A 24667-nucleotide genomic window follows, 5' to 3' on the forward strand; every position below is an offset into this window, starting at 1 on the left:
GACGGGCCGCTTTGCGCGGCCCGTTTTTTTTGCTACATTGCCTTGGAAGAAAGCCCGATCCCCTGTGGAGACCACCGCATGAACAATTTGAGCATCAAGAAAAAACTATATATCGGCTTCGGCGCCATAGTGGCAATCATCTTGCTACTGCTGATTTCAGCCTACAATAATTTCGCCAGCCTGACCGATGCCAACAAATGGGACAAGCACACCATGGAAGTGCTGGTGGAGTTAGACCGGGTCAATAGCGCATCTCTGCAGATCCAGGTCGATGCCCGCGGCTACATCCTGACCGGCAGCGAAGCCAATATCGCCAGCGAGCGCGATAACGTGGAGGTGCTCAGGCAGCATATGGCCAAGGCCGTGCAACTGACAGCCGACAACCCGCAACAGAATGAGCGCCTGAAGCGCGCACAGGCTTTGCTGGCCACCTGGGCCGACGTCAATATTCGCCGCCAGATCGACAAGCGCCGCGCGCTGAGCGATGCGAAGAACGCCGCAGAAATCCTGGGGCAATCTTCCGAGCTGAAGGAGGCCGGGGCCATTGTCAGCAGCGCGCGCGAACTTTTGGACCAGGCGGGCGAAGAGGAACGCCGCCTGCTGGGGGAGCGAAACGCCAAGTCGGCAGACCTGCACAATAACCAGAATAACCTCTTGCTGGGTGGCGGCGTCGTCGTAGTCGTGCTGTCGCTGCTCGTCGCCTACCTGCTGGCGCGCGCGATAGTGGCGCCGCTGTCCAACTTGACGGCCGCCTTGACCCGACTGGGAGCCGGCGACCAGGCCGCACGCATCAGCGTGATTTCCGGAGATGAACTGGGCAAGGTCAGCGCCGATTTCAATATGATGGCCCAGCAAATCCAGGATGCGGCGATGCGCGAGCAGGAGCTGACCAACCAGTTGCGCTCCAAGGTCGACGCGCTCTTGCAGACAGTGTCGCGTGCAGCCAGCGGCGACATGACCGGCAAGGTCTCCGTCACCGGCGACGACGCCATCGGCCAGCTGGGCGAGGGCCTGCAGCGAATGTTCGACAACCTGCGCTCGCTGCTGACCAATGTGCAGAAGGCCGGCATCCAGGTCACCACCTCGGCGACCGAGATTGCCGCTTCGGCCAAGCAGCAGGAGGCGACGGGCGTGGAGCAGGCGCAGACTTCCGTTGAAGTCCTGAGCACCACCAAGGAAATCTCGTCGAATACTTCGCAGCTCTTGAAAACCATGGAGGATGCGACCGCGGTGGCGGACTACACCACCAGCGCCACGTCCGAAGCCCAGGGCAACCTGCGCCGCATGGACCAGACCATGCAGAACATGGTCAACGCCACCGACTCGATCAATGCCAAGCTGGCGGCCCTTTCGGAAAAGGCGTCCAATATCAACTCCGTGCTGACTACCATCACCAAGGTGGCCGACCAGACCAATATCCTGTCGCTGAACGCCGCCATCGAGGCGGAAAAAGCCGGCGAAGCAGGCCGCGGCTTCTCGGTGGTGGCGACCGAAATCCGCCGCCTGGCCGACCAGACTTCGGTCTCCACCTGGGACATCGAGCAGATGCTGAAGGAAATGCAGTCCGCAGTGTCGGCCAGCGTAATGGGCATGGACAAGTTCTCCGAAGAGATCCGCCGCAGCGTGGGCGAAGTACGCCAGGTCACCGACCAGCTGTCGGGCGTGATGGACCAGGTGCAGAAACTGGCGCCGCAGTTCGACGCCGTCCTGCAAGGCATGCAGGCGCAGGCAGTGGGCGCGCAGCAGATCACCGAGACCATGATGCAGCTGAACGATGCCACCCAGCAGACCGTCGAATCGCTGAAGGCCACCAGCGAAGCGGTGCACCAGCTGCAGTATGCGGCGGGCGACCTGCAAACCAGCGTGGCCACTTTCGCCGTCAACGCATGAAGGTACTGGTCTTCCACATTGGCGCCGACCGCTATGGCTTGCCCTTGCGGCAGGTGCGGCGCGTGCTGCCCTTGCTGGAGCTGACGGCCATTCCGCTGGCGCCGGACAGCGTGGCGGGCCTGATGAATTTGCACGGCGATCCGGTGCCGGTGATCGACCTGTCGCGCAGCGGCGGCGGTGCCCCGGCGCGCCAGCACTTCGATACGCGCATCGTGGTCGCCGATTACACGGCACCCGGCGGCGAGGTGCACGCATTGGGCTTGATGGCCGAGCGCGTGCAAGGCGTGCAGGAGCTGGCGCAGCACGAGCTGGCGCCAAGCGGCGTCCAGGCCGCCCCCTTCCTCGGGCAGGTTGCCGCCGACGCGCAAGGCATGGTGCAGCTGGTGGAAGTCGACGCCCTGCTGCCGGCGGAATTGCGGGCGCGCCTGTTCCCGGCGGAGGCTGAGACGCAATGAAAGTACTCTCCACACTGCGCCGCCTGACCGGCATGAACCTGGCCCGCAGCACGGTGGAACAGGCGGTGCAGCGGCGCATGGCGGCAACCGGGGAAACCGTACGCAAGACCTATGCCGATACGCTGGACGAGACGGAACTGCGCGAACTGGTCGAACTGGTGGTGGTGCCCGAGTCGTGGCTGTTCCGTGATCCGCAGGCGTTTGCCGTGGCGACGGAACACGTCCGCCGCCGGCTGGCCGAGGGTGCGAAGATTGTGCGCATCCTGTCCGTGCCCTGTGCCGGCGGGGAAGAACCTTACTCCATGGCCATGGCCCTGTGCGACGCGGGCGTCAAACCGCAGAATTTCATGATCGACGCGGTCGACATCAGCGCTGCCTGCATCGCCCGCGCCCAAGCCGGTGTATTCGGGCGCAACGCGTTCCGCGGCAAGGAACTATCGTTCCGCGAGCGCTATTTCACGGCTGCCGGCAATGACGAATACCGCATCAATGAAGCGCTGCGTGCGCGCATCCGCTTCAGCCAGGGCAGCATCCTCGAAGGCTCGCTCGGCACGGCGCAACAGTATGACGTGGTATTTTGCCGCAACCTGCTGATTTATTTCGACGATCCGACCACTGCCGCCGCCATCGAACGCCTGGCCGCACACCTGGCGAGCGACGGCATGCTGCTGGCCGGTTATGCAGAGGTGCCATCTTTTGTTCGCAACGGCTTCTCGGCGCTGCCGCACCGCCAGGCGTTTGCGCTGCGCAAGGACGTCAAACTCGCCGGTGCGCCCGCGCGTGCCGCCCTGCCCGCCCGTACGACGCCCCCCGCCGGCACGTCCGGCGCTGCCGCCACGCCGCGTGGTCGCGAAGCCAGCCTGCCAGGCGCTTTCGCCGCTGCCGCCGCGTCGCCCCGCAAAGCTCCCGCCCCGCGTGCGTCGCTGGCATCGGGAATCGGCGCGCAGGCCGCTACCTCGCCCGCTACCGCGGCAGGCCGCACGGGGCGACCGCCTCATGCTGGCAAGCCTGCCGCCAGCGCCCCGGTACCGCCCCCGATGGCCGCCGGCGGCGACGAAACCCTGCTGGCTCATGCCCGCCGGTTGGCCGACGCGGGCAAGCTGGCGGAAGCCGCATCCGCCTGCCGCGAATTCCTCGCGCAGCAGCCCGATTCGGCCGAAGCCTACTTCATCCTCGGCCTGCTGGCCGAAGCCTCGAGCAAGCCAGCCGACGCCGAAGCGCAGTTGAAACGCTGCCTTTACCTGCAGCCCGACCACTACGAAGCGCTATGCCATCTGGCTCTGCTGCAGGAGCAAGGCGGCAACCGCAGCGCCGCCGCCACGCTGAAGGCGCGGGCCGCGCGCGCCTTCCAGCGCCAGCAGCCACAGTGATAGCGGACGACGACAATGACTGACCAAACACAAGACATGGACGCCTGCTGGGGCCGCATCGGCGTCGCCGGCGACCATAGCTGCGAAATCCTCGACAAGGCCGTCCACTGCCGCAATTGCGAGGTATACGCCGGCGCCGCCATGCGCAACCTGCAGCGCCCCGTCAACCAGGGCTACCTGCGCGAATGGGCCGAACATTTCCGGGCCCCGCGGGACGAAGGCGTGCGCCACGACAGTTCCTGCGTCGCCTTTCGCATCGGCCGCGAGTGGCTCGCCCTGCCAACCCATATGTTCCAGCAGATCGCCCCCAAAGCCATCCCGCACCGCCTGCCGCACCGCAGCGCGCGCGGCTTGCGCGGCGTGGTGAATGCCGGCGGCAAGCTGTATCCCTGCATCTCCCTGGCCGACCTGCTGGGCATCGACGAAGCCGGCGGCGAAGCGCGCGCCGGCCGCCACACCTTCGCCCGCATGCTGCTGGTGCAATGGGAGCAGCAGACCTACGCCCTTCCGGTAGCGGAACTGCACGGCATCATCCGCTACGCCGCCGACGCGCTGAAACCGCCCGCCGCCACCATCAACAAGGGCATCGAACGCTACCTGGCCGGCGTGCTGCCGCATGAGGAGATGCAGGTAGGCTGCCTGGACGACAGCCTGCTCGGCTACCAACTCGCGAGGACGCTGCGATGAGCGACAAGAAGGATGACCTGAGCCAGTTCTCCATGCTGGACCTGTTTCGCATGGAAGCGGACAGCCAGACCCAGATCCTGACCGACGGCCTGCTGGCCTTTGAGCGCCGCAACGACCCGGCTGCCGTGGAATCGATGATGCGGGCCGCGCATTCGATCAAGGGCGCCGCCTCGATCGTCGGCCTGGAGATGGTGGTGCAGCTGGCGCACGGCATGGAGGACGCCTTCATCGCCGCCCAGGCGGGCAAGTTGAAACTCACGCCGAACCGCGTGGACGCGTTGCTGGCAGCAGTGGACCTGATCGTACAATGCTCGCGCGTCAATGGCGACCTGAATGCCTGGCTGGCGGCCAACGGCGCGCAGGTCAGCAAGACCATGAACGAAGTGCAAAGCATCGCCTTCCTGCCGGAGCCGGTCATGCTGGCGCCAGCCCCGGCGCCATCGCCGGCCGCTACGCCGCCGGCACTCGTCCCAACCGGCAACGACGCCGACGCGCCCGCTGCGGCAGCCGAAGTTGTGCCCGAGCAGCCGGTCCCCGGCCGCACGCTGCCGCCGATGAAATCCGCGCAAAACTTCGACCGCCTGCTTGCGCTGGCCAGCGAAGCGCGCATCAACGCCCACCAGTTGCATCCCCTGATCCAGGGCATGCAGCGCTACAAGCGCAACCAGGCCGCCCTGTTCGCGGTGCTGGAAGAAGTGATGGAAGCCGCCTCCCGCACCAGCGACCCGGCGCTGAAAGAAAAGGCGCTGCTGTCAATTCAGAAAAGCCAGCCGCTCAAGCAGTTCATGCTCGAGCACATCACCGACATGGAAAACTATGAGCGGCGCCTGCTGACCGGCAGCGAGAACATGGTCGAGGAAGTGCTGGCACTGCGCATGCGGCCATTCCGCGACGGCATCCAGCACTTCCCGCGCATGGTGCGCGACCTGGCGCGCAGCCTTGGCAAGGATGTCGTGCTGCGCGTCGAAGGCGAAGACACCCTGGTCGACCGCGACATCCTGCTGCGCATTGAGAGCCCGCTGAACCACATGCTGCGCAACGCCGTCGACCACGGCATGGAGAGCGCCGGAGAAAGGCTGGCCGCAGGCAAGCCCGCCACCGGCACCATCGTCATGGAAGCGCGCCACCGCGCCGGCATGCTGAATATCGAGATCAGCGACGACGGCCGCGGGGTCGATCCCGAAAAAATCCGCCGCACCGTGATCGAGCGCAAGATGGCCAGCGAACAGATGGTGGCCGCCATGTCGCAGCCGGAGCTGATGGAGTTCCTGTTCCTGCCCGCCTTCAGCCTGAAGGGCGGCATCACCGAGATCTCCGGCCGCGGCGTAGGCCTGGATATCGTGCACGACACCATCCGCCAGCAAAACGGCACGGTGCGCATCGAGTCCGAACTTGGCAAAGGCTTTCGCACTTCGATCACCCTGCCACTGACGCAATCGATCGTGCGCGCCCTGGTGGTGGACGTCAAAGGCGAGGCTTACGCCGTCCCCATCGTCAAGGTGGAACGCATCATCAAGGTGCCGCAGGACGCCGTGCACACCCTGGAAAACAAGCAGTTTTTCGACCACGACGGCGAGCACCTCGGCCTGGTCGCTGCCGCCCAGGTGCTGGAACTGGGCGACATGGAGCATGCCGACGAATTGTCCGTGGTCGTCATCGGCGGCAACGCCAGGCGCTACGCCCTGGTGGTGGACAAGATTCGCGGCGAGGAAAGCCTGGCCGTACAAGCCATCGACCCGGTATTCGGGAAAATGCGCGACATCTCCGCCGCCGCCCTGCTGGACGATGGCGAGCCTGTGCTGATCCTGGACGTGCCCGACCTGTTGCTTTCCATTGAAAAGCTGCTGGAAGAAGGCGGCCTGCACCAACTTGCGCACGCAGACCATGCCGGACGGCGTAGAATGAAACGCATCCTTGTCGTGGACGATTCGCTCACGGTGCGCGAAATGGAGCGCAAATTGCTGGCCGGGCGCGGTTTTGAAGTGGACATCGCGGTCGACGGCATCGACGGCTGGAACGTGGTGCGCAGCGGCGACTACGACCTGGTCATCACCGACGTCGACATGCCGCGCATGGATGGCATAGAACTGGTCAACCTGATCAAGAAGGACCTGCACTTGCACAAACTGCCCGTGATGATCGTGTCCTACAAAGACCGGCCGGAAGACCGCGCACGCGGTTTGGCCGCAGGGGCCGACTATTACCTGACCAAGGGCAGCTTCCACGACGAGACGCTGCTTGACGCGGTATCCGACCTGATAGGCGACGCCTACCGATGAGGATCGCCATCGCCAACGATGTCCCGATGGCGGCCGAAGCGCTGCGGCGCGTGATCGCCAGCACGCAGGAACACCAGCTGGCCTGGATCGCCCGCACCGGACTGGAAGCGGTGCAAAAATGCTGCATCGACCGGCCTGACCTGATCCTGATGGACCTGAACATGCCCGAGCTGGACGGGGTAGAGGCGACGCGCCGCATCATGGAAGAATGCCCCTGCGCCATCCTGGTGGTGACAGGGCGCCCGCAGGACAACGTCAACCAGGTCTTCCGCGCCCTGGGCGCCGGCGCGCTGGACGTGACGGCGACCCCGGTGCTGCAAGGGCAGCAAGGCGGCGACGCCGAGCTTCTGCACAAGATCAAGACCATGGACAAGCTGATACGCCACAGCGGCGGCAGCCAGTCCATGTCGCCGCGCCGCAACGTCTCGCTACCCGAACCGCGCGAAGGCGTGATCGACACCCTGGTGGCCATTGGCGCCTCCACCGGAGGACCGATGGCTGTGGCGCGCATCCTCGCCGGCTGGACACCGCCGCCCAATTGCGCCGTGGTGGTGGTCCAGCACATCGACGAAAACTTCGCCGACCACTTTGCCAAATGGCTTTCCGAACAGCTGGCCGTACCGGTGCGCGCAATTGAGAACCGCACTTTGTTGCAAGGAGGTATAGTCATGGTCGCAAAAAGCAACGACCACCTCGTACTGGATGAAAAATACCAACTAGGTTACGATGCCAACCCAAAGGATTATGCATACCGGCCTTCGGTTGACGTGTTTTTCAACTGCGTGGCCCAGCACTGGAAAGGCGATGCGGTCGGCGTGCTGCTGACCGGCATGGGGCGCGATGGCGCCGAAGGCCTTCTGGCAATGCGCCGCGCGGGCAAGCACACCATCGCCCAGGACCAGGCCAGTTGCGCGGTCTATGGCATGCCGCGCGCCGCGGTGGAGCTGGATGCGGCGCAAACTATCCTGCCTCTCGAAAAGATCGGCCCATTCCTGCGCAGCACGATCGGAGGCAAACTGATTTAAAGGAAAGCGATGTCGTACGACCTCACCTTGAACCCGGATACCGAACCAAGCCTGACCAACTTCAAGGTACGCGTGCTGCTGGTGGACGACCAGTTGATCATCGTGGAAGCCGTGCGGCGCATGCTGGCCGACCAGGAAGATATCGAATTCCACTTCACCACCGACGCACGCGAAGCCATCGCCTGCGCCAACGCGCTGCAGCCTACCGTCATCCTGCAGGACCTGGTGATGCCGGAAGTGGACGGCTTTGAGCTGATCCGCCGCTTCCGCAACGAAGAAATGCTGGCCCATGTGCCGATCATCGTGCTGTCCGCCCGCGAAGACCCCAAGCTGAAGGCCCACGGATTTGCCGTCGGCGCCAACGACTACCTGGTCAAGCTGCCGGACAAGCTGGAACTGCTGGCGCGCGTGCGCCACCACTCCAACGCCCACATCCACCGCCTGCAACGCGACCAGGCCTTCCGCTTCCTGCGCGAGAGCCAGCAGAAGCTGGCCGCCGCCAATGTGGAGCTGCAAAAGCTGGCCGCCCTCGACCCGCTGACCGGCATCGCCAACCGCCGCCGCTTCGACGAGACCCTGGTGCTGGAATGGCAGCGCGGACAGCGCGACAAGACCCCGCTGTCGCTGCTGATGGTCGACGTCGACCACTTCAAGCACTACAACGACAGCTACGGCCACCCCGCCGGCGACCTGGCCCTGAAGAAGGTCGCCGCGGTCCTGACCGAAAACCTGAAGCGGCCGGCCGACCTGGTCACGCGCTACGGCGGCGAAGAATTCGCCATCATCCTGCCGGAAACCGACAGCGACGGCGCCATGAGCGTGGCCAAGGACTGCCTGCGCCACCTGTCGAACCTGGGAATCGAAAACACCAGGGCAACGCCCAACGGGCTGCTGACGATGTCGATCGGGGTGCACACCGTCGTGCCGCATAAACCGCTGACCTGGCAGGAACTGGTCGCCGCCGCCGACCGCGCTCTCTACGCCGCCAAGGCCGAAGGCCGCAACCGCGTCATCCAAGCATCGTGAAAGCCGGGGGCGAAAAAAGGGGACGTACCCCTTTAAATGGAGAATTACCCATTTAAAGGGGTACGTCCCCTTTTTCCGCCCCCGGCATTTAAATGAATACTGGCTCCGGCTCGAGCATGACGCCGTAGCGGGCGCAGACGTCGGCCTGGATGGCGGCCGCCAGCGCTTGCACTTCGGCGCCGCTGGCGCCGCCGTTATTCACCAGCACCAGCGCCTGTTTCGGATAGACGCCGGCGGCGCCCATACTGCGCCCTTTCCAGCCGCATTGGTCGATCAGCCAGCCTGCCGCCAGTTTTTCGCTGCCGTCGGGCTGGCGGTGATGCACCAGCGTCGGGAACTGCTCGAGCAGCGCAGCGCACTGCTCGGCGCTGACCACAGGATTCTTGAAGAAGCTGCCGGCATTGCCGATCTGCGCGGGATCCGGCAGCTTGCGGCGGCGAATGGCGATGACGGTGTCGGCCACTTGCTGCGGCGTCGGGGCGGCGATGCCCTGCTCCGCGACGGCGTTGGCCAGTTCCGCATAGCGCAAATTCGGCTGCCAGGCGCGCGGCAGGGCGAAACTGACGTCCAGGATGATCAGCTCCCGCCCTTCGTGCTTGAATACGCTGTCGCGGTAGGCGAAACGGCAAGCGGCGCCGTCCATCACGCGCACTTCGCCGGTAGCGGGATCGAACGCGCTCAGCGAGAGGAAATAGTCCTTGGTTTCCGCCCCATACGCCCCAATATTCTGGATCGGTGCTGCGCCCACGGTGCCGGGGATCAGCGACAGGTTTTCCAGCCCGCCCACGCCTTGCGCCAGCGTCCACTGCACGAAGTCGTGCCAGGTTTCGCCGGCGGCGGCGCGCACGTGGTGGTGGGTCGCGGTGCCGGCCAGGATTTCGCGGCCTTCCAGCGCGATGTGCAGCACCAGGCCCGGGAAGTCGCGCGTCAGCAGCAGGTTGCTGCCGCCGCCGAGCACCAGGCGCGGCATGGCGGCCAGCTGCGCATCGGCCAGGGCGGCGCGCAAGTCGTCCACCGATGTCACGCGCAGGTAATGTTTGGCGCGTACATCAATACGGAAGGTATTTAAATGCTTTAGTGGGTGGTCGTGCTGGAGAATTTCGGGGAAAGGCATGGGCAGATCAAGTTTTTGCTCGATTATAGTGCAATTATGACAAAAACGACCGAGCGTTCGCTTGTTTGTCCGTTAAAATGTCGCTTCTTTTGAGTCCGCCCTCTGGGCGGTTGCTTCATTGTAAAGGAAAGAATATGCCATCGTTTGACGTAGTATCCGAAGCGGACATGTTCGAGGTGCGCAACGCCGTCGACCAAAGCAACAAGGAAATCTCGACCCGCTTCGACTTCAAGGGCAGCGATGCGCGCGTTGAACAAAAAGAAAACGACCTGACGGCATTTGCCGATTCGGAGTTCCAGCTTGGCCAGGTGCGCGATGTGCTGACCAACAAGCTGGCCAAACGCAAGGTCGACGTGCGCTTCCTCGACGAAGGCAAGGTAGAGAAAATTGGTGGGGACAAAGTCAAGCAGGTCATCAAGGTGAAAAACGGTCTCGATTCCGATACCGCGAAAAAGATCACCAAGGTTATCAAGGAAAGCAAGATGAAGGTCCAGGCCAGCATCCAGGGCGAGTCGGTGCGCGTGAGCGGCGCCAAGCGCGACGACCTGCAGGCTGCGATGCAGCTGCTGCGTAAGGACGTGCCGGACACGCCACTGGAATTCAATAATTTCCGCGATTGATCGAAGGACTGTAATGAAACGTGTTGACGATTTCCGCCTCAAGTTTGGCGACAAAGAGTATGTGCCAATCATGATCGGCGGGATGGGCGTGGACATTTCCACGACCGAACTGGCGCTGGAAGCGGCGCGCCTTGGCGGCATCGGCCATATTTCCGATGCGATGGTGGAGGATGTCTCGGACCGCAAGTTCGACACCACTTTCGTCAAGGACAAGACCAAGCTGTATAAGCACAACATCAATAATATGGACAAGTCCGAGGTGCAGTTCGACCTCGGCCGCCTGGCTGAAGCACAGCGCCGCCACATCGGCGACACCATGCAGCGCAAGGAAGGCCCTGGCCTGATCTTCGTAAACTGCATGGAAAAGCTGACCATGAACGGTCCGAAGGAAACCCTGCGCACCCGCCTGAACGCGGCGCTGGACGCTGGCATCGACGGCATCACCCTGTCGGCCGGCCTGCACTTCGGTTCCTTCGCGCTGATGGCCGACCATCCGCGCTTCCGCGAGGCGAAGCTGGGCATCATCGTGTCCTCCGTGCGCGCGCTGCAGATCTTCCTGCGCAAGAACCAGAAGCTGAACCGCCTGCCCGACTACGTGATCGTGGAAGGCCCGCTGGCCGGCGGCCACCTGGGCTTCGGGCTGGAAGACTGGAAGGAATTCGACCTGCACCAGATCGTGCAGGAGATCCTGGACTACATGAAGGCGGAAAACCTGGACGTGCCAGTGATCGCCGCTGGCGGCGTGTTCACCGGCAGCGACGCTGTGTCCTTCCTGGAAATGGGCGCGGCCGGCGTGCAGGTGGCGACCCGCTTTACCGTGACCAAGGAATGCGGCCTGCCTGACGATGTGAAGCAGGAATACTTCAAGGCGACCGAGGACGACGTGATCGTCAATGGCATTTCGCCTACCGGTTATCCGATGCGCATGCTGAAGAGCACTCCAGCGATCGGCGCCGGCATCCGTCCCGGCTGCGAATCCTACGGCTACCTGCTCGATGCGACCGGCAACTGTGCTTACATCAATTCGTATAATCGCGAAGTGGTGGCGAACGGCGGCAGCGACAAGGGCATCAAGGTGATGGACAAGACTTGCCTGTGCACCCACATGCGCAACTTCAACTGCTGGACTTGCGGTCATTACACCTACCGCCTGAAGGACACTTCATTCAAGAAGCCGGATGGTTCCTACCAGCTGCTGACGGCGGAACATGTGTTCAAGGACTACCAGTTCTCGACCGATAATTCTATAGCTTTACCTGAGAAAGAGTTCTAATACAGCTTGCCAAAACCCGGTACGGCGGGGTCAGACCCTTGGGTCTGACCCAGGTTTACCGGGTTAATCAGCCCTCTTTGTTGATGCGCACGATCAAAGCGCCCAACACCTCCTCCGCCATCTCATTCTCCACCTGGCAAGTGCCGGCATTCTCATGCCCGCCGCCGCCGTATTCCAGCATCAGCGCACCGATATTGGTCTTCGAGGACCGATTCAGGATCGACTTACCCGTGGCGAACACGGTATTCTGGTTCTTCAGCCCCCACAGCACGTGGATCGAGATATTCTGCTCAGGGTACAGGGCATATATGACGAAGCGATTACCCGCATAAATCGTCTCCTCGTTGCGCAAGTCCAGCACCACCAGGTTCTTGTGCACCGTCGAACAACGGCGGATCTGCTCCTTGCACTTCTCCGCATGGTCGTGATACAGGTCGCTGCGTTCTTTCACGTCAGGCAGCGCCATGATTTCATCAATCGTGTGCGAGCGGCAGTAGTCGATCAAATCCATCATCAGGTTGTAATTCGAGATGCGGAAGTCGCGGAAGCGCCCCAGCCCCGTGCGCGCGTCCATCAGGAAGTTCAGCAGGTCCCAGCCCTTGGGATTCAGCACCTCGTCACGGTTGAACTGCGCCGAATCGCCTTTGTCCACCGCCAGCATCATGTCGTTCCAGGCTGAGGGGAACTTGTTGCCGCCGCCGTAGTAGTCATACACCACGCGTGCGGCTGACGGCGCATTGGGATCGATGACGTGGTTCTGGCGGTCGCCCGTATTGCGGATGGTCTCGGACAGGTGGTGGTCGAACGCCAGGTGGGCGCCCGCTACATAAGGAAGGTTGGTGGTGATATCGCGGCTGGTAATGGCGATTTTCCCGTCCTGCATGTCCTTCGGGTGCACGAACAGGATCTCGTCGATCAAGTCCAGGTGCTTGAGCAGCACCGCGCACACCAGGCCATCAAAATCACTGCGGGTAACTAGGCGGAACTTCATGGAAGGCACCCCTATCGCTGATGAATTGGAGACCCATAGTACCGTGAAGTTTCAAAGCCTGTCGAGACGCCCCGCAAAGTCTTGTGCCCGCAATTGCGCAACCACATAGTCGACGAAAGCCCGGGTCTTGGCCGGCAACAGCTTCTTGCTCGAATAGTAGATCGACAGGGGCCCGACCTCGGCATGCCAGTCCGGCAGCAGGCGCACCAGCTGCCCCGATTCCAGCAGCGGCGCCGCGTGTGGTCCGGGCAGCAGCGCCACGCCCAGTCCCATGCAGGCCGCCTGCGCCATCGCTTCCGGATCGTCGAAGGTGGCGACGGGGCGAAACTCAGCCACAGCCTCCTCGCCGGCGGCATTGCGCAGCAGGTAGTCGCGCAGGCGTCCGCTCTCGGCCGAGCGGCGCGCAATGCCTTCCCAGCCCGCTAGCTCGGACGGGTGGCGCGGCAGTTGGCGCCCCGCCAGGTAGGAAGGCGCCGCCGTGACCAGGACCCATGGCCGCCCCAGCTCGCGCGCCACCACGCCTGGCGCCAGGTCGATGCCGCCGCCAATGGCGACGTCATAGCCCTCCCCGATCAGGTCTACCACGCGGTTGTCGAAGCGCCAGTCGTGCTGTACGCCCGGATAGCGCTGCAGGAAGCCTTTCAGCAAGGGCAGGATATACATGCGCCCCACGCCATGCGCCAGCGCCACCTTGAGCGTCCCGGCCGGCTCTCCAGCGCCTTGCGCAGCGTCGGCGATGGCGCCTTGCAGCTCGGTGAGCGGACCGCGCACCTGCTGCAGCAAGCGTTCGCCGGCTTCGGTCAGCGCCAGCCGGCGCGTGCTGCGCTGGAACAGGCGCACGCCGAGGCGGCCTTCCAACCGCGCCACGTTCTTGCTGACGGCGGCCGGGGTCAGGCCCAGGCGGCGCGCCGCCTCCGAGAAGCCGGCGCATTCGGCGCTCTGCAGGAAGGCTTCGAGCAGGTTCAATGGCTCCATTTGATACCTTTGGTTGAAAGTGATAGCTAATATTACCAGCTAGTCGCATCGCAATGCGTGAACCATACTGGCTTCATCCCAACCAAACTTGTAGGAGCAAATCATGAGCAAAATCGCATTCGTTACCGGTGGTTCCCGCGGCATCGGCGCCGCCATCGTGCGCCGCCTGGCCAAGGACGGTGCAACCGTCGCCTTCACCTACCAAAGCTCGGGCGCTGCCGCCGACGCGCTGGCCAGTGAAATCCAGGCCGCGGGCGGCCAGGCCATCGCGCTGAAAGTCGACGCCACCGACGTCGCAGCCACCCGCGCCGCCATCGACGACATCGCGCGCCGTTTCGGCCGCCTCGACATCCTCGTCAACAACGCCGGCGTGCTGCACCTGGGCGACGTTTCCGAACTGACGATGGAAGCCTTCGACAACACCATCGCCGTCAACGTGCGCGCCGTGTTCGCCGCCACCCAGGCAGCAGTGGCACATATGAAGGCCGGCGGCCGCGTGATCAATATCAGCAGCACCAATGCCGAGCGCATGCCCTTCCCTGGCGGTTCGATTTATGCGATGAGCAAGTCGGCGCTGACTGGCCTGGTGCAAGGCCTGGCGCGCGACCTTGGCCCGCGCGGCATCACCATCAATAATGTGCAGCCAGGCCCGGTGGATACCGACATGAACCCGGCGCACAGCGACTTTGCCAAGGCCCTGCACGACCTGATGCCGATCAAGCGTCACGCGCGCGGCGAAGAAATTGCTGGGATGGTGGCCTACCTGGCCAGCGATGAAGCGGCCTACGTGACCGGCGCAGGTCTCAATATCGACGGTGGCTTCGCCGCCTAAGGCGCGAAGTGCGACTGCCGCAGCTGTTCGGCGTCCTGCTTGGGCGAGGCGCCGAACATCCTGCGGTATTCGCGGCTGAATTGCGAAGGGCTTTCGTAGCCCACTTTGAAGGCCACCGTGGCTGCCTCCACGCCGCCGGCCATCAGCAACTTGCGCGCTTCCAGCAGGCGCACCTGCTTCTGGTACTGCAATGGGCTCATCACCGTCATGGCCTTGAAGCGGCGGTGCAGGACGGAGGCGCTCATGCGCACTTCCCTGGCCAGCGTTTCAATGCGCAGCGGCTGGTCGAAATGCTGGCGTATCCACTGGATCGCTTCCCCGATCGATTGTTCTTTGCCGCTGCCACGCACCGCGATGTGCAGCGCGGCGCCGCCCGGCGCCATCAGCAGGTGGTAGAACAACTCCTGCTTCAGCAGGCGTGACAACACCGGAATGTCGCGCGGTTTGTCCAGCAGCGCCAGCAGCCGCGCCACAACGTCCAGCAGCCCGGCGCCGGCCGCTTCAACGTAGGTGGCCGGCAGTTGCGCGGGCGGTGGCGGGGCGATCTGCATTTCCAAGATGAAGGCCGCGATTTCCCGGGCTTCAAAATCGACGCGCACGCCTAAATACGGCCGCGCCAGCGTGGCCGCCGTGACCTGGCCGGATACCGGCATCGTGACAGCTGCAAGGAGGTAGTCGCCGGGGCCGTACTGCACCAGCTCCGGACCGACCAGCGTCTGTTTGGCGCCCTGCACCAGCAGGCACATGGAAGGCTGCAGCAAGCCCCGCCCAGCTTCTGTGGGCGTGGGAATGCGGATCAGCGTCAGCCAGGGGATGGCGGTGACGATATCCCGGCGTTCATGCCCAGTGCCGCGGAAATGCCGGGCCACGGCCTGGCGCAATACCTGCAGCAGCTCAGAGTGTCGTTTCATAGCCCATGATGGCCTTCGGTTCGAGATAGGCTTCCAATCCATGGATGCCGAACTCGCGGCCCAGGCCCGATTGCCTGAACCCGCCGAACGGCGCCAAGGGTTCATCATACAGCCCATTGACGAACACCCTGCCTGCCACAATCTGCGACGCCACGCGGTTGGCGCGCGCCACATCGCCGGAAAAGACATAGGCATGCAGGCCGTAGTCCGTGTCGTTGGCGATCTGCACGGCTTCTTCCTCCGTGCGGTAGCTGATGATCGACAGCACGGGGCCGAAAATCTCTTCACGTGCGATGGCCATGCCGTTATGCACGTTGGCGAATACAGTGGGCCGCACGAAATTGCCCGCTTCCAGCCCTTGCGGCTTGCCTTCGCCGCCAACCAGCAGCTCCGCGCCCTCTTCCAGGCCCAGGCGGATATAGTGCTGCACGCGCTCCCACTGGCGGCGGCTGACCATCGGGCCGATGCGCGTGGCCGGGTCGCGCGGGTCCCCGACCTTCAGCCTGGACATTTCGGCAGCAGCCAGGCGCTTGGCATCGTCCAGCCGGTGCAGCGGCACCAGCAGGCGCGTGCCGGCCAGGCATGCCTGGCCGCTGTTGAAAGTTGCCGCCGCAATGGCCAAGGGCATGGCTTTCTCGAAATTGGCGTCGTCCAGCAATACAGTGGGCGATTTGCCGCCCAGCTCCAGCGTCACCCGCTTCATGGTCTCCACAGCACCGCGCGCAATAGCCTTGCCCACTGCGGTGGAACCAGTGAAGGAGATTTTCGCCACGTCGGGATGGCGTACGATTTCGGCGCCGGCCGTGTCACCGCGGCCGGTGATGATGTTGAACACGCCCGGCGGCAGGCCGGCCCGGTGCAGCAGACCGGTGAGGACCGCGGTCTGCATTGCGCTCATTTCGCTGGGCTTGATCACCGCCGTACTGCCGGAAGCAATGGCCATCGCCAGCTTGCCGCAGATGAAGCTGTAGTTCGCGTTCCAGGGCGTCACCAGGCCCGCCACGCCGAGCGGCACCATCTGCACGCGCGCACTGCCAAGCTGGCGCACGAAGTCGTAGCCGGCCAACAGCTCTTTCGCGACGGCGAAGCTGGCTGCGGCGCGGCGCACCGTGCCCGTGGTAGTGGCCAGCGGGCCGCCGTATTCGTCCAGCATGGCTTCGATCAATTCGTGCTCGCCTTCGCGCACGGCATCGTGCAGGCGTTGCAGCGTGTCCATGCGTTGTTCCCGGCTGCTGCCGGAAAGCGCAGGGTAAGCGGCTTTGGCGGCGGCGATGGCACGCTGCGCATCCGTCTCATCCGCCAGGCGCACGCGGGTCAGCGGAGCGCCGGTGGATGGGTTGGCAAACTCCATGAATTCGCTGCCGTGCGGCGTGACGAATTCACCGTTGATGTAGAGGTGGTCGATGGTTTTCATGCCCCCATCTTAGGCGCGCCGGGCCCGGATGCGGTAGAACAAAACTAGGCGATGATTGCCTGATCCTGCCGGTACAGGCGTTCCAGCACTTCCTTTGTAATGGCTATAAAGAGGGCACTGGCCGGCGCCAGTTCCGGCGTCTCCGCTTCGCGCAACTGCCGCCACAGGTCCGCCACCTGTTCTTCGCGTGCGGCGACGGCGGTCTCCACTTCCTCCTGCCAGAAGGCGGGCGCTTCGCCCTCCACGAAATTGCCGCGGCCCCGGCCGAAGTGGGCAACGGCGAGGTAGCGCAGCACGCTGGACACCAGCAGCGTGCGCAGGAATTCATCCGACAGCGTGATCACCGGCACTTTGCGGTCGGTGCCGACATTGAAGCCCCAGGCGGCGCCGGAAAACGCCAGCGCGCCGATCACGCCGCCCAGCAGTGCTCCAGTACCCAATGTCAGCCCGCCCGCGGCCAGGTCGGCCGACAGGCCCGTAGCGGCGCCCGACATGATGGCGCCCAGCAGTGCAGCCTGCGCTTTCTCCACCGGCGCCTTCACCACGAAATTGCTGCTGACGCGGGCATTGATTTTTGGCGCTTCGCTGGGATCGAGCCTGTGCAGCGCCAGCAGGTGCACCGTCGCCTGTCCGATCGCGATATTGAGGCGGCCGATCAGGGTGTTCATTGCCCTTTCCTGCCGCTTGCGATCCTCACCCTTGCCGATGCCGATGACTTTCAGCGCGGAAGTAAGCATGCCCCGTTCCACCCTTTCCACGACCTGCTTGTCGCGCACGGCGTCGGTCAGCTGTTGCGCCATCACCGCCATGGATTGTTTGAAACGGCGGGCATTGGTTTCTTCCCACACCGAGAACAGGCGCTCATAACCTTCCTGTTTGGGTGGCCCTACCAGCGCGCCCAGCGCATCGTAGAACACCCGTTCATGCACCCAGCAACGCGCGAATGCATCCAGCGGCAGCACTTCGCGCACCTGGCCGAATTGCAGCATGAAGTCTTTCCAGCGCAGCAGCTCCGACTGTTCTTCCGGCAGCGGGCGCGGTGGCCCCATCTGGTTCAGCAGCACCAGAACGGGTTTGCCCAGCCAATCGAGGATGCGCATTTCGGCCGGAATGTAGCCGGCATCGCCCGGGTTCTCGGTGGAGTTGACCAGGTAGAGCACCACGTCGGCTTCGTCACGCGCGGCGCGCAATGCTTGCTGGCTAAGCCAGAACGGGCGGTCGCGATAGCGGTCCAGCACTTCGCGCAGGAACCAGCCAAGCGGGTTGCCCATCATGGCCAGACGCTTCATCAAGCGTACCGAATCGCCGAATCCCGGCGTATCCCACAGCACAAGGCGGTCGCCATGCTGTGTTTGCATCAAAGCGTGCGCTTCGGCGAAGGCCGTGACGTGGGCCGCGTCGCGCACTTCGCCGACGTCGGTGCCCAACAAGGTGCGCGCCAATGTGGTCTTGCCGTTATTGGTGTGCGAGACCAGCGCCAGCTGGATGGTGACCGGGGCGCCGCTCATGCTGCGCCTCCATCGACGGTTTCAGGCGCCAGCAAGTCCACCACCCTGGGTTCTGCGCCGTGCAGGATGCAGAATTCGCGCCACAGCTCGATGCGCTCACGCAGTCGGCTGGCGTCGGTACGCGCCGCCATTGCCGACTGGTCGAGCAGCGCCACCAGGCGCTTGCCCCGGCCCAGCGCCGCGAGAAAGACGCCGTGGTTCTCCTGCTCCGGCGTGGCGGCAATGCCGAACAACACCGCATTGGTCACCCCTTCTCCCGCCTCCAGCGGCGGCGCTTCACTGCCATAAGCTACCTGCGGCAGCAGGCGCACGCGGGCCTGCTCTCCCAGCATGTCCTGGGCCACGACATCCAGTCCCTTGCTGCGCGCCTCATCCACCGTCAGGCTGTAAGGCAGCACGCGCAACAGGCCCGGTTCCCCGCCGGCCGCCACCGACAATTGGTGGAAGTAAGGCTGGTCCATGTCGAGCGGGAAGCGCTGGCGCAAGAACATGGCGCGCAGCGCGGCCACGAGGCCCAGGACAATGCGCGGAAGAATCACGTACAGCAGCAGGCTCGCCGCATACAGGTGGACCCAGCGCGCGCCGTTGCCGGGGTGCGCCGCGCTCCAGTCCTGCAGCGAGCGGACCTCGGCCAGCGAAAAGCCCTGCAGGCCAAATACCAGTTCCGCCGGCATGAACACCAGCGATAGTAATTGGTGCACCTGGCCCGCATTCAGGAAGGTGCTTTCCCAGCCGGCGGCATATTGTTCGACAATGCCGCGCGAATACAGCGACAGCACGGCGCCAATCGCAAATGCCGCGGCCGACCAATGCAGGATGCGTGCAATGCGCGCCATGTTCAGCCGCGCACTGAGGCGGGCCCAGTCCACCATGAATTGCAGGACACCGGCAGACAATGCGTGCGGCAGGCGGCGCGGCACATGCCCGCCCCCCAGTCCCATGCGATTGGCCAGGCCGCGCCGCAAGCCGGCGCGGCGCGCCGGCAGAACCGCCCAAACGACGATCAGAAGGTAGACCAACAAATTCCAGGCGATGATGCCGAGAAGGGGACGCGACAGCAGGTCGACGCGGTGCGCATTGCTGAAATGCTCCGCCATGCTGCCCACCAGCAGCGCTGCCAGCGGCAGCAGCCAGCTGGCGCCCCACAAGCCGCTGTGGCCTTTCGCAACGCCGGCAAAAAGCTTGTGGCGCGACGCCAGGCGTTTGAGCAGCTGGTCCGCGCGATGGTAAAGGAAATTGGGAAGCGTGGCTGCCGAACGGGATTCTGCGGCTTGCCAGTGCGCCAGTTCGCGCGCAGTGCGGCTGGCGAATTTGCGGTCATCCTCGGTCAGCACTTCCTTTTGCCGGTCAGCCTCCTCAATCGCCTTGACCAGCAAGATGGCACGAGCTGTCTTTTCTTTCATCAGCCCTCCACACAGGCAGCAGCAATATTGATTGCACTCATGCACCGAGTGTACCACCAGTCATTCCTGCCAACAGCCACGCACCGTTGATGGTATCAGCCCGCCATGTGGAAACGTTCCCACTTTCGTTGCGCATAACGTACGTTCAGGCTGTTGACTTCAAATTTTGAACGGTGCTATATTGCGCTGACCAGAATGGAAACGTTTCCAGTTTGATGACGGAAACCCCACACTTCCTGCCGATTCCCGGCGTATTTTATTGACAATCGATTTTGCTGCCCCTAGTATTTTGAAGCATGACGTGGAAACGTTTCCATGCTGGTTGGGGAGGCGGCCAGACTATAAGAACCAAGGAGACCAAATGCACTATCCAAAGGCGAAGCAGACCTTGATGAGCCTTGCAGTAGCGACGGCCTGCGCGGCGCTCATCGCACCAGCGCAGGCACAGGAATCGGACCAGGCAGGCGCTGCCCCCGCCCCTTCCAGTAGCGGCGACGTAACGACGGTGGTAGTGACCGGCCTGCGTGCCAGCCTGGGTTCTTCGATGAACCTGAAGCGCAATGCCGACGGTATCGTCGACGGCATTGTGGCAGCCGATATCGGCAAGTTCCCGGACACTAACCTGGCCGAATCGCTGCAGCGTATCAGCGGCGTGTCGATCGACCGCTCCATCGGCGAGGGCTCCAAAGTCACCGTGCGCGGCGTGGGCCCCGATTTCAACCTGGTGCTGCTCAACGGCCGCCAGATGCCGACCTCCAACCTGGGCGACCTCAATGGCCGCGCCTTCGACTTCGCCAACCTGGCATCGGAAGCGATCTCGCAGATCCAGGTGTACAAGACCGGCCGCGCGGAAACCCCGACCGGCGGCATCGGCGCCACCCTCAATGTGATGACCGCGCGTCCGCTGGATCGCCCGGGCCTGTTGGCCAGCATCGGCGCCAAAGCGGTGCATGACACCTCGCACAACAACCTGCCCGGCGACGTGAAGCGGGGCAGTTCCACCACGCCGGAAATTTCGGGCATCTACAGCAATACTTTCGACGACAACCGCATCGGCGTGGCGTTGAGCGCCAGCTATCAGGAGCGCAACCTGGGCTTCAACCAGGCGGCCGTATCGAATGGCTGGCGCGGCCCGTTCCGCGGCGATGAAAACAACTGGGGCACCATCCCGCAACCGGGCACGGACGGAGCGGACCGCATCACCAACCGCCCGAAGCCGACCGACGTCTATTCGGTGCCGCAGAACCTGAACTACAACATGAACGGTGTACAGCGCCAGCGTACCAATGGCCAGCTGACCCTGCAGTGGGCGCCGGTCAAGCAGCTGACCACCACGCTTGACTATACCTATTCCGAAAACAAGATCCAGACCCGCCGCCAGGACTTGTCGGCATGGTTCAACTTCGGACCGTCCAGCAGCACCTGGAGCAACGGTCCGGTTGCCGCGCCGCTGGTGTACACGGAGCTGATCCCGGCCGGCAACTCCGACATCGCCATGGGCGGCGCCGACTTCGCCACCAGGACCCAGAACAAGTCGCTCGGCTTCAATGCCGCATGGAAGACCGATGGCCTAAAGCTGGAACTGGACGTGCACAAGTCCACCGCAGAATCGAAAGCCGACAGCCCGTTCGGTTCCAGCAATGTGCTGGGCACGGCGAGCTTCAGCCGGGGCGATACCACGGCCGACTTCCGCCAGGACTTCCCCGTGCTGAGCATCAAGGGCGCCGACTTTGCCGCCGCGCCGCAGCAGGTAACCGGTTCCGTATTCCAGAACGGCTATATGAAGGGCGAAGTCGACCAGGCGCAGTTCCGCGGCAGCCTGAAAGTGCTGGAAGCGTCCAACCTGAATTTCGGCCTGGCCTCGACCGAAGTAAAAAACCGCTCCGCCTTCTCGACCCAGCAGCGCGACACCTGGGGCGGCGCCACCAAGCCGTCGGACTACCCTGCCAGCATGTTCCACCAGGAGTCGCTGCGCCAGTACTTCGACCAGATCGAAGGCAGCGGCAACCCGGCCCTGTTCAACCAGTTCTACACTTTCAACTTCGCCGACCTGCGGGCCCAAGCTGCAAAGGCCAGCGGCCTGCCCGACCTGTACCTGCCGAAAAACACCTTCGACACCGACCAGCGCACCACTGAGAAGTCGAAGAGCGCCTATGTGCAGTTCGGTACCGACTGGGATACCGCGATTCCGATGCATACCAATGTCGGCCTGCGCTACGAAACGACGGACGTGGTCTCCACCGCGCTGGTGCCGGCGGCAACCACCATCAGCTGGGTTTCGGCCAACGAATTCCCGGTCGCCTTCGGTCCCGCCACCTTCACCACATTGAACGGCAAATACCACCACGTGCTGCCCAGCGTGGACTGGGATGCCGACATCCGTTCGGATATGAAGCTGCGCGCCAGTTACGGCGAAACCATCGGCCGCCCGCGCTACGACCAGATCCAGGGCGGCACCACGCTGAATACCCTGGCCCGCGTCTTCGGCGGCACCGGCTCGCAGGGCAACCCGCAATTGAAACCGGTCAAGTCGAAAAACCTGGACCTGTCGCTCGAGTGGTACTACGGCCCGCAAAGCTTCGCCTCGCTCGGCCTGTTCCACAAGGACCTGGAAAACTACGCCGGCCAGTCCAAGATCACGGCCACACCGTTCAACCTGCATACCCCTGTCGGCGGCGCGCTGTGGAACGAGGCGGTCAGCCAGGGTGCCTGCGGCAATGACCTGGTCTGCATCCGCAACTACATCTTCCGCAACCACCCGACCGCGCCGGGCGTGACGCGCGGCGCCGACGACCCTAGCGGCAACGCCACCGGCACCATTGTCGGCCAGCCTGGCGATCCGGTACTGCCGTTCGAGATCACCACCTTCTCCAACCAGAAGAAGGACAAGATCAAGGGCGCCGAGCTCAATGTGCAGCATATGTTCGGCAATTCCGGCTTTGGCATATCGGCCAACTACACCTGGGTTGATTCGGGCCTGAAGTACGACAACTACAAGATCGGCGAGCAGTTCGCGCTGGTCGGCCTGAGCAACTCGGCCAACCTGGTCGGCATCTACGAAGACAAGAACTGGACCATCCGCGCGGCCTACAACTGGCGCGACAAGTTCCTGTCCTCGACCTTTGACGGCTCGGGGCCGAACCCGAACTATACGGAGGCCTACGGCCAGCTGGACTTGAGCGTCGGCTACGCGTTCAGCGAGAAGCTGAGCGTGCAGTTCGAAGCGATCAACCTGACCAACGAAATCCAGCGGGTGCACGGCCGCGCCGAAACCATGGCGCTGTTTGTGACCCAATCAGGACCGCGTTACATGCTGGGCGCCCGTTACAAGTTCTGATGGCAAGCAACGCGATCCGACAAGTGGTCGTCATGGGTGGCGGTTCGGCCGGCTGGCTGGCCGCCGCCATCCTTGCGGCTGACCACCCTGCCGATCAGCCGGGGGGCCTGCAGGTCACCCTGGTCGAATCGCCCGACGTGCCGATCATCGGCGTGGGCGAAGGCACCTGGCCCACCATGCGCGACACGCTGCGCCGCATCGGTGTCTCAGAATCCGTCTTTTTCCGCGAGTGCGACGCCGCCTTCAAGCAGGGCTCGCGCTTCAACCGCTGGGTGACCGGAGCGGCGGACGACGTCTACTTCCATCCATTCGTCCTGCCGCAAGGGTATGGCGAGGCCAATCTCGCCGAACGCTGGCAGCAGGCGCATTCGCATATCCCTTTCGCCGACCTGGCCAGCTTCCAGCCCCACTTGTGCGTCAGCGGCAAGGCGCCCAAACAGCCGTCCACTCCGGAATTTGCAGCGGTGGCCAATTATGGCTACCACCTGGACGCGGGCAAGTTTGCCGTCTTCCTGCGCAAGCATTGCACCGAACGGCTTGGCGTGCGGCATGTGCTTGACCACATCACCTCCATCGCAACGGCGCCGAACGGCGACATCAGCGCTCTGCAGGGTGCGAGCCACGGTCCCCTGGCGGGCGACCTGTTCATCGACTGCACGGGCCTGCAATCGCGCCTGCTTGGCCAGCATTACGAAGTCCCCTTCCTGCCGCAAAAGCACGTGCTGTTCAACGACAGCGCCCTGGCGGTGCAGATCCCCTATCCGTCCGCAGACAGTCCGATTGCGTCGCAGACCAGTTCCACCGCCCAGCGCAGTGGCTGGATCTGGGACATCGGCCTGCCCGCACGGCGCGGTATCGGTCACGTCTACTCCAGTGCCCACAGCAGCGACGAAGATGCCGAACGCGCTTTGCGCCAGTACATTGTCGACAGCGGCGGTCCGCCAGACATTCCATCGCCGCGCAAGCTGACCTTCAATCCCGGCTACCGTGAACAATTCTGGCACCGTAACTGCGTCGCCATCGGCCTGTCGGCAGGTTTTATCGAACCGCTGGAAGCGTCGGCGCTGGCCATGGTCGAACTCTCCGCCAGCATGCTGAGCGAGGAAATGCCCGCTACGCGCGGCATCATGGACCTGGCCGCGCGCCGTTTCAATGACGCCTTCCGCTATCGCTGGGAACGCGTGATCGACTTCCTCAAACTGCATTATGTGCTGAGCAAACGCCGCGACTCGCCCTACTGGATCGACAACCGCGAATCGGTGCCGGCGCGGCTGGCCGAGATGCTCGCGCTTTGGCGCCACCGCCAGCCGTCGCGCTACGACTTCGGCCGCGCCGACGAAGTCTTCCCATCGGCCAGCTGGCAATATGTCCTCTACGGCATGGGCTTCCGAAGTGAAGCCGGCGGCGGCATCCGCCGGCGTGACAACGACCAGGCGGCCGACAACTATTTCCGTGAAGCTGCCAGCCTGACCCACAGGATGCTGGCAGCCCTGCCGACCAACCGCGAGCTGATCGACCATATCCGTCGCCACGGCTTGCCCACCATCTGAGGACCAT

General features: G+C 63.7%; 19 protein-coding genes. 12 read left to right on the top strand and 7 right to left on the bottom strand.

The window, feature by feature from the left end; translation table 11 throughout:
• The first annotated feature begins 78 nt into the window (after positions 1 to 78).
• From GM658_RS02285 to GM658_RS02315, 7 genes are read left to right on the top strand one after another with little or no spacing between them, the layout of a single operon-like run.
• A complete protein-coding gene (locus GM658_RS02285; protein WP_155452378.1) occupies positions 79 to 1890 on the top strand; it encodes a methyl-accepting chemotaxis protein in 1812 nt (603 codons plus the stop codon).
• On the top strand, positions 1887 to 2345 hold the full coding sequence (locus tag GM658_RS02290; RefSeq protein ID WP_155452379.1) for a chemotaxis protein CheW: 459 nt from the start codon (positions 1887 to 1889) through the stop codon (positions 2343 to 2345). Before GM658_RS02285 ends, GM658_RS02290 begins: the two co-directional genes overlap by 4 nt.
• Positions 2342 to 3715: a CheR family methyltransferase gene (locus GM658_RS02295; RefSeq protein ID WP_155452380.1), complete on the top strand. Its 1374-nt coding sequence runs from the start codon at positions 2342 to 2344 to the stop codon at positions 3713 to 3715. Before GM658_RS02290 ends, GM658_RS02295 begins: the two co-directional genes overlap by 4 nt.
• A gap of 15 nt (positions 3716 to 3730) precedes the next feature.
• On the top strand, positions 3731 to 4402 hold the full coding sequence (locus GM658_RS02300; protein ID WP_155452381.1) for a chemotaxis protein CheW: 672 nt from the start codon (positions 3731 to 3733) through the stop codon (positions 4400 to 4402).
• Complete coding sequence (locus GM658_RS02305) at positions 4399 to 6681, top strand: hybrid sensor histidine kinase/response regulator (protein WP_155452382.1); 2283 nt, start codon at positions 4399 to 4401, stop codon at positions 6679 to 6681. The genes GM658_RS02300 and GM658_RS02305 overlap by 4 nt, the downstream gene beginning before the upstream one ends.
• The gene (cheB, locus tag GM658_RS02310) at positions 6678 to 7706 is read left to right on the top strand and encodes a chemotaxis-specific protein-glutamate methyltransferase CheB (protein WP_155452383.1); all 1029 of its coding nucleotides are present in this window, start codon (positions 6678 to 6680) and stop codon (positions 7704 to 7706) included. The genes GM658_RS02305 and cheB overlap by 4 nt, the downstream gene beginning before the upstream one ends.
• Before the next feature lie 9 nt (positions 7707 to 7715).
• Positions 7716 to 8732 (top strand): diguanylate cyclase, encoded by a 1017-nt coding sequence (locus GM658_RS02315; protein WP_155452384.1) that lies wholly within the window; start codon positions 7716 to 7718, stop codon positions 8730 to 8732.
• Between the two features lie 88 nt (positions 8733 to 8820).
• Here the strand turns inward: GM658_RS02315 and murB are convergent, their stop codons facing one another.
• The gene (gene murB, locus GM658_RS02320; RefSeq protein WP_155452385.1) at positions 8821 to 9846 is read right to left on the bottom strand and encodes a UDP-N-acetylmuramate dehydrogenase; all 1026 of its coding nucleotides are present in this window, start codon (positions 9844 to 9846) and stop codon (positions 8821 to 8823) included.
• Between the two features lie 134 nt (positions 9847 to 9980).
• On the opposite strand from murB, the gene GM658_RS02325 reads away from it, so the two are divergent.
• On the top strand, positions 9981 to 10466 hold the full coding sequence (locus tag GM658_RS02325; protein WP_155452386.1) for a YajQ family cyclic di-GMP-binding protein: 486 nt from the start codon (positions 9981 to 9983) through the stop codon (positions 10464 to 10466).
• A 13-nt stretch (positions 10467 to 10479) separates the two neighbouring features.
• On the top strand, positions 10480 to 11739 hold the full coding sequence (locus GM658_RS02330; protein WP_155452387.1) for a nitronate monooxygenase: 1260 nt from the start codon (positions 10480 to 10482) through the stop codon (positions 11737 to 11739).
• 67 nt (positions 11740 to 11806) lie between these two features.
• Here the strand turns inward: GM658_RS02330 and GM658_RS02335 are convergent, their stop codons facing one another.
• Positions 11807 to 12730 carry an exopolyphosphatase gene (locus GM658_RS02335; RefSeq protein ID WP_155452388.1) on the bottom strand — a complete coding sequence of 308 codons (924 nt, stop codon included), beginning with the start codon at positions 12728 to 12730 and terminating at the stop codon, positions 11807 to 11809.
• Between the two features lie 51 nt (positions 12731 to 12781).
• Positions 12782 to 13705, bottom strand: coding sequence for a LysR family transcriptional regulator (locus tag GM658_RS02340; protein WP_155452389.1), 924 nt, complete (start codon positions 13703 to 13705; stop codon positions 12782 to 12784).
• Positions 13706 to 13808: 103 nt separating this feature from the next.
• Between GM658_RS02340 and GM658_RS02345 the strand changes: the two genes are divergently transcribed.
• A complete protein-coding gene (locus GM658_RS02345; protein ID WP_155452390.1) occupies positions 13809 to 14537 on the top strand; it encodes an SDR family oxidoreductase in 729 nt (242 codons plus the stop codon).
• On the opposite strand, the gene GM658_RS02350 is transcribed toward GM658_RS02345, so the two are convergent.
• Genes GM658_RS02350 through GM658_RS02365 form a run of 4 tightly spaced genes read right to left on the bottom strand, consistent with a single transcriptional unit; the run spans position 14534 to position 19773 of the window.
• Entirely contained in the window at positions 14534 to 15448 is a 915-nt protein-coding gene (locus GM658_RS02350; protein ID WP_155452391.1) for an AraC family transcriptional regulator, read from the bottom strand. The genes GM658_RS02345 and GM658_RS02350 overlap by 4 nt on opposite strands.
• The gene (locus tag GM658_RS02355; protein WP_155452392.1) at positions 15432 to 16862 is read right to left on the bottom strand and encodes an aldehyde dehydrogenase family protein; all 1431 of its coding nucleotides are present in this window, start codon (positions 16860 to 16862) and stop codon (positions 15432 to 15434) included. Before GM658_RS02355 ends, GM658_RS02350 begins: the two co-directional genes overlap by 17 nt.
• 44 nt (positions 16863 to 16906) lie before the next feature.
• On the bottom strand, positions 16907 to 18370 hold the full coding sequence (locus tag GM658_RS02360) for a DUF3482 domain-containing protein (protein ID WP_155452393.1): 1464 nt from the start codon (positions 18368 to 18370) through the stop codon (positions 16907 to 16909).
• A complete protein-coding gene (locus tag GM658_RS02365) occupies positions 18367 to 19773 on the bottom strand; it encodes a DUF2868 domain-containing protein (RefSeq protein WP_155452394.1) in 1407 nt (468 codons plus the stop codon). The genes GM658_RS02360 and GM658_RS02365 overlap by 4 nt, the downstream gene beginning before the upstream one ends.
• Before the next feature lie 361 nt (positions 19774 to 20134).
• On the opposite strand from GM658_RS02365, the gene GM658_RS02370 reads away from it, so the two are divergent.
• Positions 20135 to 23110, top strand: coding sequence for a TonB-dependent receptor (locus GM658_RS02370; protein WP_155452395.1), 2976 nt, complete (start codon positions 20135 to 20137; stop codon positions 23108 to 23110).
• Entirely contained in the window at positions 23110 to 24660 is a 1551-nt protein-coding gene (locus GM658_RS02375; RefSeq protein WP_155452396.1) for a tryptophan halogenase family protein, read from the top strand. Before GM658_RS02370 ends, GM658_RS02375 begins: the two co-directional genes overlap by 1 nt.
• Positions 24661 to 24667 lie beyond the last annotated feature (7 nt).

Source organism: Massilia eburnea, from assembly GCF_009720745.1.
GTDB classification, from domain to species: domain Bacteria; phylum Pseudomonadota; class Gammaproteobacteria; order Burkholderiales; family Burkholderiaceae_D; genus Rugamonas; species Rugamonas eburnea.

Bases quoted from the DNA above. Each gene is read 5' to 3' on its own strand.
- GM658_RS02285 (WP_155452378.1), top strand. From the start codon at position 79: ATGAACAATTTGAGCATCAAGAAAAAACTATATATCGGCTTCGGCGCC.
- GM658_RS02290 (WP_155452379.1), top strand. From the start codon at position 1,887: ATGAAGGTACTGGTCTTCCACATTGGCGCCGACCGCTATGGCTTGCCC.
- GM658_RS02295 (WP_155452380.1), top strand. From the start codon at position 2,342: ATGAAAGTACTCTCCACACTGCGCCGCCTGACCGGCATGAACCTGGCC.
- GM658_RS02300 (WP_155452381.1), top strand. From the start codon at position 3,731: ATGACTGACCAAACACAAGACATGGACGCCTGCTGGGGCCGCATCGGC.
- GM658_RS02305 (WP_155452382.1), top strand. From the start codon at position 4,399: ATGAGCGACAAGAAGGATGACCTGAGCCAGTTCTCCATGCTGGACCTG.
- cheB (WP_155452383.1), top strand. From the start codon at position 6,678: ATGAGGATCGCCATCGCCAACGATGTCCCGATGGCGGCCGAAGCGCTG.
- GM658_RS02315 (WP_155452384.1), top strand. From the start codon at position 7,716: ATGTCGTACGACCTCACCTTGAACCCGGATACCGAACCAAGCCTGACC.
- murB (WP_155452385.1), bottom strand. From the start codon at position 9,846: ATGCCTTTCCCCGAAATTCTCCAGCACGACCACCCACTAAAGCATTTA.
- GM658_RS02325 (WP_155452386.1), top strand. From the start codon at position 9,981: ATGCCATCGTTTGACGTAGTATCCGAAGCGGACATGTTCGAGGTGCGC.
- GM658_RS02330 (WP_155452387.1), top strand. From the start codon at position 10,480: ATGAAACGTGTTGACGATTTCCGCCTCAAGTTTGGCGACAAAGAGTAT.
- GM658_RS02335 (WP_155452388.1), bottom strand. From the start codon at position 12,730: ATGAAGTTCCGCCTAGTTACCCGCAGTGATTTTGATGGCCTGGTGTGC.
- GM658_RS02340 (WP_155452389.1), bottom strand. From the start codon at position 13,705: ATGGAGCCATTGAACCTGCTCGAAGCCTTCCTGCAGAGCGCCGAATGC.
- GM658_RS02345 (WP_155452390.1), top strand. From the start codon at position 13,809: ATGAGCAAAATCGCATTCGTTACCGGTGGTTCCCGCGGCATCGGCGCC.
- GM658_RS02350 (WP_155452391.1), bottom strand. From the start codon at position 15,448: ATGAAACGACACTCTGAGCTGCTGCAGGTATTGCGCCAGGCCGTGGCC.
- GM658_RS02355 (WP_155452392.1), bottom strand. From the start codon at position 16,862: ATGAAAACCATCGACCACCTCTACATCAACGGTGAATTCGTCACGCCG.
- GM658_RS02360 (WP_155452393.1), bottom strand. From the start codon at position 18,370: ATGAGCGGCGCCCCGGTCACCATCCAGCTGGCGCTGGTCTCGCACACC.
- GM658_RS02365 (WP_155452394.1), bottom strand. From the start codon at position 19,773: ATGAAAGAAAAGACAGCTCGTGCCATCTTGCTGGTCAAGGCGATTGAG.
- GM658_RS02370 (WP_155452395.1), top strand. From the start codon at position 20,135: ATGCACTATCCAAAGGCGAAGCAGACCTTGATGAGCCTTGCAGTAGCG.
- GM658_RS02375 (WP_155452396.1), top strand. From the start codon at position 23,110: ATGGCAAGCAACGCGATCCGACAAGTGGTCGTCATGGGTGGCGGTTCG.